Source organism: Aeromonas rivuli (assembly GCF_000820045.1).
Lineage (GTDB): Bacteria > Pseudomonadota > Gammaproteobacteria > Enterobacterales > Aeromonadaceae > Aeromonas > Aeromonas rivuli.
On sequence record NZ_CDBJ01000001.1, the window covers coordinates 73,061 to 81,600 of the forward strand.

At 61.2% G+C, this 8,540-nt stretch carries 6 protein-coding genes and 1 pseudogene; 2 read left to right on the forward strand and 5 right to left on the reverse strand.

The features are described 5' to 3' along the window. Window positions 1-37 precede the first annotated feature (37 nt). The 5 genes and pseudogenes from BN1130_RS00295 to uhpT all read right to left on the reverse strand — a co-directional run bounded on the left by BN1130_RS00295 (window position 38) and on the right by uhpT (window position 6,212). Window positions 38-937: a DNA replication terminus site-binding protein gene (locus BN1130_RS00295; RefSeq protein WP_042039546.1), complete on the reverse strand. Its 900-nt coding sequence runs from the start codon at window positions 935-937 to the stop codon at window positions 38-40. Between the two features lie 213 nt (window positions 938-1,150). Further along, window positions 1,151-2,461, reverse strand: a pseudogene (locus tag BN1130_RS00300) (MFS transporter); the annotation flags it as partial. A gap of 30 nt (window positions 2,462-2,491) precedes the next feature. After that, entirely contained in the window at window positions 2,492-4,009 is a 1,518-nt protein-coding gene (gene uhpB, locus BN1130_RS00305; protein ID WP_042039547.1) for a signal transduction histidine-protein kinase/phosphatase UhpB, read from the reverse strand. Beyond that, window positions 4,006-4,596 (reverse strand): response regulator transcription factor UhpA, encoded by a 591-nt coding sequence (gene uhpA, locus BN1130_RS00310; protein ID WP_042039548.1) that lies wholly within the window; start codon window positions 4,594-4,596, stop codon window positions 4,006-4,008. Before uhpA ends, uhpB begins: the two co-directional genes overlap by 4 nt. Before the next feature lie 209 nt (window positions 4,597-4,805). Then, window positions 4,806-6,212, reverse strand: coding sequence for a hexose-6-phosphate:phosphate antiporter UhpT (gene uhpT, locus BN1130_RS00315; protein ID WP_042039550.1), 1,407 nt, complete (start codon window positions 6,210-6,212; stop codon window positions 4,806-4,808). A 725-nt stretch (window positions 6,213-6,937) separates the two neighbouring features. Here uhpT and BN1130_RS00320 point away from each other — a divergent pair. Continuing rightward, window positions 6,938-7,147, forward strand: a complete 210-nt coding sequence (locus BN1130_RS00320) for a DUF1127 domain-containing protein (RefSeq protein ID WP_042039552.1) — start codon at window positions 6,938-6,940, stop codon at window positions 7,145-7,147. A 262-nt stretch (window positions 7,148-7,409) separates the two neighbouring features. Further along, on the forward strand, window positions 7,410-8,432 hold the full coding sequence (gene astE, locus BN1130_RS00325) for a succinylglutamate desuccinylase (RefSeq protein ID WP_042039553.1): 1,023 nt from the start codon (window positions 7,410-7,412) through the stop codon (window positions 8,430-8,432). The last annotated feature ends 108 nt before the right edge of the window (window positions 8,433-8,540 follow it).

Here is an 8,540-nt window from a genome sequence, read left to right on the forward strand (position 1 = left end):
GCTCAGGCTGGCGCCGCACCCGCAGGGCCGAGCTGCGTTAGTCGAGGTGCTCATACACATAGAGATGCAGCCGATCGATGATGAGACGCTCTCCCCCTTTGCGGTCCCGCCTCGGCTGGCGCAGCTTGGGAGGATAGTGACCCAGCGGCTTGATGAGGGGAGAGTCATCGGCGCAGAGCAGCAGTGGCAGGCTCGCCTTGATCTGTTGCTTCCTCGGTTCGCGATCGCGCCACAGCAGGTTGACCATGGGGTGAGTCTTGACCGGGCGACGGATCCGCAACTCGGCCTCGGCGGGCAGGCGACGGATGTCGTATACCTCCTGATCCACCATCTGCTGCCACTGCGACGGGTTCGACAGCATGGGCACATAGTGACGGCTGCGCTCGAGCATGGTGATCACCTGCTCCCGGCCGAGGCGGCGGATGGTCTGCTTGTCCGCCCAGGTGAAGCCGAAGGAGTGGAGCTCCCCGGTCAACAGGGTGAGCTGGCGATAGATCTGCAAGGTGATGACCCCGGGCAGGGCATCGTGGACCAGCTCGAACTTCTCATCCCGTCCCCCCGCTTGCTGCACCAGCGTCTTGAAGCCTTGCTTGCAATGATTGATCTTCTCCACCAGGGGACTGAGCTGGGCCGCGCAACGGGCGGGTAATCGCAGCCAGCCGGGCAGGCGTTGAGTGGACTTGGTCGAGCAGCCGGGGCGGGCGCCATGATGTTGATAGGCGGCAATCGCCGCCTCGCGGGCGGCCTCACCACACAGCTGCCCCACCGCTATCTGGCTGATGGGTTCATGCTCCTTGCCTTGCAGCACAGGGGGCAGGGGGTAGACCTGAGCCTCCAGCAGGGGCAGCTGCTCCAACTGTGCGGCCAGTTCGGCCAACAAGGTTTCCAGCTCACTCATCTGCTGGCGCAGTGCGGCTTTTGGGGTAAAGGTCTCCATGGTTCATCTCTCGGTGACGTGGGGAGTGGGGCAAGCCGCCATCTGCTCGCCGCAAGATAACTGTATAAATAAACAGTTACATTATGTCAACTGTTACCGAGCAGGGGCGCCGTGCCCTGCTGGCGAGGTGCCTGGGCTTTGAGCTTGAAGGCGTGCAGCAGCAACCGGGTCTGGATCCCCATTACCCGGTTCAACCCGGTCAATGGCGAGGATGCGAGGTGCCTGGGCTTTGAGGAAAGGGAGCAGCAACAGGGCCGAGACCCCGGCCGCCACCGAGATCACCACGAAGAAGCCGTGCCAGTGCCAGATCTCCATCACCCTGGCCAGGGGGTAGCCCGCCAGCGCCGCCCCCATGTAGGCAAAGAGCCCGACGAAGCCGGTGGCGGCCCCGGCGCAATCCTTGTGGGAGCACTCCGCCGCCGCCATGCCGATCAGCATCTGGGGACCGAACACGAAGAAGCCGATGGTGAAGAAGCAGGCCGCCTGCATCACGTAGCTGAAGAAGGGCATCAGCCACAGGGATCCCACCGCCAGCAGTATCCCCACCGCGAAGATGAGGTTCATCGGCCCCCGGTTGCCGTTGAACAGCTTGTCCGAGCCCCAGCCCGCCACCAGGGCGCCGATAAAGCCCCCCACCTCGAACATGGAGATGGCCGAGTTGGCGCTCATCAGGTTGAAGCCGCGCTGCTCGGTCATGTAGAGATTGCCCCAGTCGTTGATGGCGGTGCGCACCACATAGACCAGCACGTAGCAGCAGGCCAGCAGCCAGATGTAGGGGTTGCCGAGCACGTACTTGCGCAGGATCTGGCGATGGGAGAACCCCGCATCCTGGGTCTGCTGAGCGATCTCCAGGGCGTCCTGGCGCCACTGCCCGACCGTGGGCAGCCCCATGGCACTGGGGGTGTCCCGCAGCCGCCAGCACAAAAATAGCCCGGCCAGGATGGCGATGATCCCAGGCACTATCATGCCGTAACGCCAGCCGTGCTGCAGGGCTATGGTGCTGACGATGAGCGGGATCAACGCCCCGCCCACGTTGTGGGCCGTGTTCCAGGCCGACCACCAGACGCCGCGTTCGCTGCGGGAATACCAGCTGGTGAGCAGCTTGGAGCAGGGGGGCCAGCCCCAGCCCTGGAAGAAGGCATTGGCAACCCAGAGCGCCGCAAACAGCCAGAGCGACGACGAGAGCCCGAACAAGATATTGATGACCCCGGTCGCCATCAGCCCCAGCCCCATGAAGTAGCGGGGATTGGCGCGGTCGCTGATGATGCCGGAGAAGAATTTGGAGCAGCCGTAGGTTAGGTAGAACAGGGTCCACAGCATGCCGATGTCGGCCTTGCCGAGGATGCCGCTCGCCAGCATGTCCGGCATGGCGAAGTTGAAGCTCTTGCGGGTGAAGTAGAAGACCGCATAGCCCAGATACATGGTCAGCAAGATGTGGAGGCGCCAGTGACGATAACAGGCGTCTATTTCTGCCTGATCACGGATGAGCGGCTGGGGCGGCGTGCTTTTCATAAAGTTCAGCATAAGGCGACCCTCGCAGGGGGGCGGGAGAGGTTATTCATGGTGATCTTCCCGTTTGCGGCAGGGCAGGCTCAGGGTCAGTTGAGTGCCGTGAATGCAGGAGAGTTGCAGGCTGCCCCCCAGCGCCTGCACCCGCTCGCGGATGCCGAGCAGGCCGTAGCCCTGGGGCGCCTGTTCGGGCAGACCGCAGCCGTCATCTTCGAGCAGCAGCTGCAATCGCTCACCCTGCTGGTGGGCCCGGATGCGCACCGAGCTGGCGTTGGCGTGTTTTACCACGTTGTTGAGCCCCTCCTGGCAGACTCGGAACAGGGTGACCCGCTGGGCATCGGAGAGACGCTCGTCGGTCAGCTGCCACTCAAGGCGGGTGACGATGCCATGGCGCTCCAGCTCCAGCTCCCGCAGCAACCCGCGCACCGCCTGCTCCAGGCTCATGTCGTCGAGCTGGCGGGGACGCAGCCGGCCGAGCAGGCCGCGCACGGCGTCATAGATGCCGAGCGACAACGTATCGATGAGGGCGCTGCTCTGGCCGACCCCTGGATTGTCCGGCGCGAGTCGCTGCGCGATGCCCGCCTGGGTGCGAATGGCGGTGATGGTCTGGCCTATGTCGTCGTGCAGCTCACGGGCCACCTCCTTGCGGATGCTCTCCTCTGTCTCCAGCAGCCGCTCGGTGAGCTGGCGGTTGTGGGCGAGCTGGCGGGTCAGCGCCTGGTTGAGCTCGCGCTGGCGCTGGATGCCGGCCCCCAGCAGCAGGCCGGTCAGGCTCTGGGCCAGCAGGGAGAGCAACAGGTCCAGGGGGTGTTCGTGCCAGGCCTGGCCCGCCATCAGGGCCACCGTGTTCATCAGGGTAGCGAGCAGCGCCCCCTGCCAGCCGTAGCGCCAGGCCATGGCCATGATGGGAATGGCGAGGCAAAACGGCGTGAAGCGCACCAAAGAGTCCGGCAGGCCGAGCTGCAGCCCCAGGCTCAGCACGAACAGCAGCAGATACCAGACCAGATGACGAAAGCGCCAGTCCACAGGTTGATCCACCAATGCGGGCCCCAGCGGCACCCAGGTGGCGCGGGTCAGATAGTGCCAGATCAGCATGCAGGTTGAAGTGAGGGTAAGGCCGCCGGTCAGGGTGAGCAGCAGGGCAGTAAGGCCATCTTCCCCGGCCAGATGCCAGAGCAGGGATTGCAGCAGCGCCGCCACGGTGACGGTGGCGAGCAACACCAGCAGCTGCTGCCAGTCGTTGCGTACCCGCTGGCGGCGGGCGATGAGCAGCGGCAGCAAGGTGAGCAGGCTGCCGACTTGAATGAGTGGCCAGGCTGGTAGGCCTATCTCGCTGTCGAGCCAGTAGAGCAGCAGGGATTCACTGAGCAGCAGGGGCGGCCAGTAGGGGAGGGGGCTTTGCAGCAGCAAGCCGAGCCGCAGCCCGAACGGGAACAGCAGCACCGCCAGCACTGGGCCACCCGCCAGATGCAGGCCGATGCTCCACAGGCAGAACCAGCCGGCGGCGAAGATGAAGCTGGCCGCCAGGGAGATGGCGACATAGCTGGTAAACCGGGAGATCACCAGCTGTCCAGCATGCGGTGGGCCAGCTCCACGTTGTTGTTGACCTTGAGCTTGTCCATCAGGTTGGCGCGGTGCACGTGCACCGTCTTGGGGGAGAGGCCGAGTTGTTCGGCGATGGCTTTGACTTCCAGCCCGCGGGCCAGCAGCTGCGCCACTTCCCGTTCCCGGTTGGTGAGGGGGTCCTGGTTGTTGCTGGCGAGCTTGTGGGCGATGTCCGGGGTGAGGTAGCAGCCGCCGTGGGCGGCGGTGCGCACCGCGGCGATCAGCTCCTCCGGGCTGCAACGCTTGGAGAGAAAACCCTTGGCACCGGCCTGCAACGCCTGCTCGATCAGCGCCGGGCTGTCGTGCACCGACAGCATCACCACGGCGAGGCCGGTGGGCAGTTGCCTGAGCAGATCCAGTCCGGATTGATCCGGCATGGAGATGTCGCACACACAGAGTTGGGCGCCGCAACCGGGCAACCCAGCCAAGGCATCCCGGGCGGAGCCAAACTCGGCCACGACCCGCAGATCGGGTTCCAGATTGAGCAGTTGGGCAAAGCCGGAGCGGACTATCTGGTGATCGTCGATGAGGGCAATCTTGATCATGGGGCCCGCCTCCTGGTGGGGGTTGTGATGGCGAATGGCTACCAAAGACGTGGCCTACCCGGCAGGGATAACAGCCAAGGCGCCCCCGAAAGGGGCGCCTTGGCATCTGGATCACGGCGATGAGCAGGCATGTCTGGTCAGGGGGCATTAAACACTAGCGGCGCCCGGTGACCAAGTGCTCAGTGAGGAGCTGCCTGGTTGTGTGCTGCTCAGACGGATTGGGCAGCCAGGGTGGCGGCTTTCAGTTCCCGTTTGATGCGGCGGATTTTGCGCTCCTCGGCCACGGCCACGCAGGCCATCAACACCAGGCAGGCGGCGGCGGCCATGTCCAGCGCCGCGAAGGTGCCGGTCCAGCCGGTCAGGCCGAAGATGGGGGTGCCGTCGGCTATCATGCCCAGACCCAGCTTGGCGAAGCTGTCACCGATGAGGTAGGCGAAGGTGCCCTTGACCCCATCGGCCACGCTGATCCCCTGCTTGGGCACGAAGCCCACGGCGGCCACGCCGATCAGCAGTTGCGGACCGAACACTAGGAAGCCCAGCAGGAAGAGGGAGCCCAGGAACATGAACTGGGTGGTGGCGTGCTGGTAGAGACCCAGGGTGGCGATGATGAGCGCCAGTGCCACGCAGGCCACCAGACCACGGCGACCGTTCGCCAGATCCGAGAGGTAGCCCCACATCAGGGTGCCGACCAGGGCGCCCACTTCGAAGAAGGTGAAGCCCTGGATGGCGACTTCCTTGGAGAAGCCGAGCTCCTGGTGGGCGTAGACGGTGGACCACTGGTCGATGCCGATGCGCACCACGTAGAGGAAGATGTTGGCAAAGCAGAGCAGCCAGATCACCTTGTTCATCAGCACGTACTTCACGAAGATCTGACCCTTGGTCAGTTTCTGCTCCTCGGTGGCTATGTCCTCTTCGCTCGCGACTTCGTCAAACAGCTCCTCTACCTTGCCCAGACCATAGGCTTCCGGCGAGTCGCTGCCAAAACGCAGGCCGACGAAGCCGACGATGAGGGCGATGACGGACGGGAAGATGAACATGCCGAGCACGTTGCCATCGAACAGGTAGTTGGCACCGAACAGCGCCACCCCGGCCGCACCGGCGCCGCCCACGTTGTGGGAGAGGTTCCACATGCCGAGGTAGGTGCCGCGCTTGTTGCGGGGAGTCCACTTGGTGATGGTGGAGTAGCTGCAAGAGCCACCACAGCTCTGGAAGAAGCCGCTCAGGGCATAGAAGAAGATCATGAAGTAGAGGCTAAACCCGGTACCTCCCATGCTAGCACTGAAGCCCAGCATGCAGAGGGCGGAGAGGATCAGCATCAGCGGCAGGAACTGCTTGGTGTTCTTGCCGTCGGCATAGTAGGAGACGACCGTCTTGCCCACCCCGTAGGTGATGGAGAAGCCAAGGCCTATCATGCCGAGCTCGGTCATGGAGAGACCGTACTCCTGGATCATGTCGTTCTGGGCGATGTTGAAGTTCTTGCGGATCAGATACATGGTCAGATAGCCAATGAATACAACCAGATAAGATTGCATGAATGGCTTGAACCAGAGCTTGCGCCGGGCTTCGACCGGCAGTTCCAGGGTCGGCACCCGGACCTGTTGGAGAAATTTCAACATCTTCGTTCATCCTCTGCGAGATAGACGGTATTTCCGCTGCGCCTCCCATTGGTTGATGGGTTGTTAGAGGTCACGCCACGGAAAGGGCAACAGCAAGCGGGTCGCACTGTGCACCTCGCTCCCCTGTCGATTGAACCCATGCCCAAACCTGCGCCTTGGCGAGCGTCGGGGAATTGCATCAGGTGAGCCGACTGTAATGAGGCGCGGCGCAAATGGCGTGAGAGCCATCCCTAGGGGAGTTAGGAAAATGTCCTAGTTTGGCGGTCAGTGGGCGGGAATCGTGAGGTGAGTCACATGGGGGCGTTGGGGGTCATGCTGGGATCTTGTCCCTATGAGTCTTGGCTATGGCGAATAAATAGAGTGAGAATATGAGGAGGGTGACCATGTAATGAAATTGTTCATTTGTTATTTTTAGAAACATCCCGTTATCACCCAGGGATCATTTCATCGGGATGAGGGAAATAGGCAAACTGTTCGCCATGACGAGCATTGCATAAGCTTAAATATAAAGTGAATAGTTAACCTGGCGTTTAAAAGAACAATCTGCTGTTTGCATTGAAATAGACTTTTGTTTTTTAATTTTTACTTATTAATCATTGTCTTGGTGATTTTTCTTGCCGGATTTCTTATATTACTTTTACTAATGTGTTGTATCAAAATTCGTCAATTGAGACATGGGTGGACAACTCCTAAGCTTGCGGCAACTAATTAAGAGGAGCCGCACCATGGCCAACATGACTTATACCCAAGCCGGTTATCAGCAGTCCAGCGAACTGAATCTGATGGTTCGTGCCAAACAAACCTTCCTGACCTGGTTGGAGCGTAGCCGTAGTCGTCGCCAGCTCTCCGAGCTGCCTGCCTATCTGCTCAAAGATATCGGCCTGAACGAATCGGATCGTTATCAGGAAACCACCAAGCCGTTCTGGCGTGGTTGATTGACCGGGCACGGATGCCTCGTTTTTTTTCGCTGGCCGATAGTGCCAACCATAGTCTCTCTGCCATACCCCCGATCTCTACTAGTGCCATCTTCCTTCTTTGCGTCATCTGCTCAGCATGAGCCCTCATTGTCACCTCTGCATCCTTTCCTGTTCCCCTTGCATTGTTATGCTAATGGTTGAATTTGTTTAAAAAATTGTTTTTAAGCCAGAGGGCTACCGTATAATCGGCGCCATCGACAGTGACAAGATGGTGAAACGGATGATCCCTCAACATGATTTCCTGGCGCTGACCCGCCGTCACGAATGGCAGCTCGATCCCTTCTCTTTTTCCCTGGCCGATGGCGCGCAGGCGCAGGTGTGGGACACAGGGGTGCTCTGCATCGAACCGGCCAGCCAGCTGCGCGCCGAGCCCCTCAAGGAGATAGTGCTCTCCTGCGGCATCCATGGTAACGAGACGGCCCCCATCGAGATCTGCAACCAGTTGCTTGGCAAGCTGCTCAGCGGTGAGTTGAGCGCTCGCCATCGGGTGCTGTTCCTGTTTGGCAATCCGGCGGCCATGAACCTGGGGGTGCGCGAGCTGGAAGAGAACATGAACCGGCTGTTTAGCGGTGCCCACAGCAAAGGGGAGGGGCTGTGCAACAGAGAGCGGATCCGCGCCATGCGCCTCGAGCAATATGTGTCCCGCTTCTACTCAACGCCCGGGGCCGAGCGCCTGCATTATGACTTGCACACCGCCATTCGCGGCTCCCGTCACGAGAAGTTTGCCGTTTATCCTTTCCCCCATGATCGCCCCTACAGCCAGGAGCAGGTCCGCTTCCTCGGTGCCTGCGGGGTGCGCACCATACTGCTCTCCAACGGTCCGACCACCACCTTCAGCTATTACAGCGTCCGTCAGCACGATGCCTACGGCTTCACGGTGGAGCTCGGCAAGGTGCGCCCCTTTGGCGAAAATGACATGACCCGCTTCATCGAGGCCAGACAGGCACTGCAGGAGCTGGTGTGCGAGGCGAGCGTGGCGCTGGAGCCCTGGCGGCCCGAGGATTTCAACATCTTTGCCATCGATCGGGTGATCAACAAGCGCAGTGCCGATTTTCGCTTCCTGTTTGCCAGCGATGTCGACAATTTCACCGAATTTCCCCAAGGATTTGTCTTGGCGGAAGATGGCGAGTTGCGCCATCTGGTGGAGAAAGAGCGGGAAGCCGTGGTATTTCCCAATGCCAATGTGGCCATCGGCCAGCGAACCATGCTGCTGGTGGTGCCAACCCGGCTGTGGGATGCCTGATCCCCTGACAACGAGTCCCCTTGGCGGGACGGGCCTGGCGGTCAGATGATGGAAAAAGGAGCCTGGATTGGCTCCTTTTTTGTTGCCTGTGTCCCGTCCTGAATATGG